Below are 845 nucleotides of genomic sequence, written 5' to 3'. Positions count from 1 at the left end.
CACATCGCCTGTCCAGACTTGATTAGGCGCATCTGGGTTAAAGTTTCGGTCTAAAAGGTTGTCATAGGTTATATGCGCCTCATCAGCGTGTTTGTATTTGTGGGTCTTGAGCTGGCAGCTGACTAAACCCATTCGCTCCATAAGCTTAGTCGCTAAGTAACGCGTTAGCTTAATGCCATACTCGTTAGCTAAAATGGCAACTATAGTCCGAGCCCCTGCTGATTGCTTTGAGTCGTTGAATATTTGGCATATTAAAGACTGGAGTTTGACTCGCTCAACATCAATAGGCTTAGTCTTAATACCATAGTAGTAACTACTTCTAACCACATCAAACAAGTCACACAGCTTCTTCTTACTTAATCTTTTGTCCTGCTCTGCCAGCTTTTTAATCAACGATAGACGTTGAGGTTGTCCGATGCCAGCAGAGCTGAAGCCCACTCGAGCATAGCTCTCCCCTTGCGTCGGGGCGAAGCAGTGCTTCGCTTAATCCCTCCTCATTTAGGATGTCTTTCTCTATCTTAAGCTGTCTGACTTCTCGCTCAAGCTCTTGTATGCGGCGCTGATCATCAGTTAATGCTAGACCTTTAGTTGGACGAACGCCTTGCTGCTCTTTTTTATACTTGCGTACCCAGTTGTCTAAGGTTGAGATGCCGATGCCTAAAGACTCGGCTACTTCTGCAACTTTGCGATTGTGATCAACCACTAAGCTAATGGCTTCTAATTTGAATTCTCGGGTATATTCTCTACGTTTGGTAGTCATACTGTATTCCTTCTTTGGGGTAGTATAACCTTGTATCTTGAATAATCGCTTAATACTATCGATGAAAGTTGATAAAATAAAGCAG

The 845-nt window shown here is 43.4% G+C and carries 2 protein-coding genes; both read right to left on the bottom strand.

What is annotated here, in order from left to right:
* Positions 1-438 (bottom strand): IS3 family transposase (locus tag W293_RS0100015; RefSeq protein WP_156916400.1); only part of this gene is annotated, 438 nt, incomplete at its 3' end.
* Entirely contained in the window at positions 386-760 is a 375-nt protein-coding gene (locus tag W293_RS15820) for a transposase (protein WP_025650489.1), read from the bottom strand. The genes W293_RS15820 and W293_RS0100015, both read right to left, overlap by 53 nt.
* Positions 761-845: the final 85 nt, after the last annotated feature.

It is taken from the genome of Psychrobacter sp. TB67, from assembly GCF_000511065.1.
GTDB lineage: Bacteria > Pseudomonadota > Gammaproteobacteria > Pseudomonadales > Moraxellaceae > Psychrobacter > Psychrobacter okhotskensis.
This window is presented reverse-complemented; position numbering and strand designations above follow the sequence as displayed.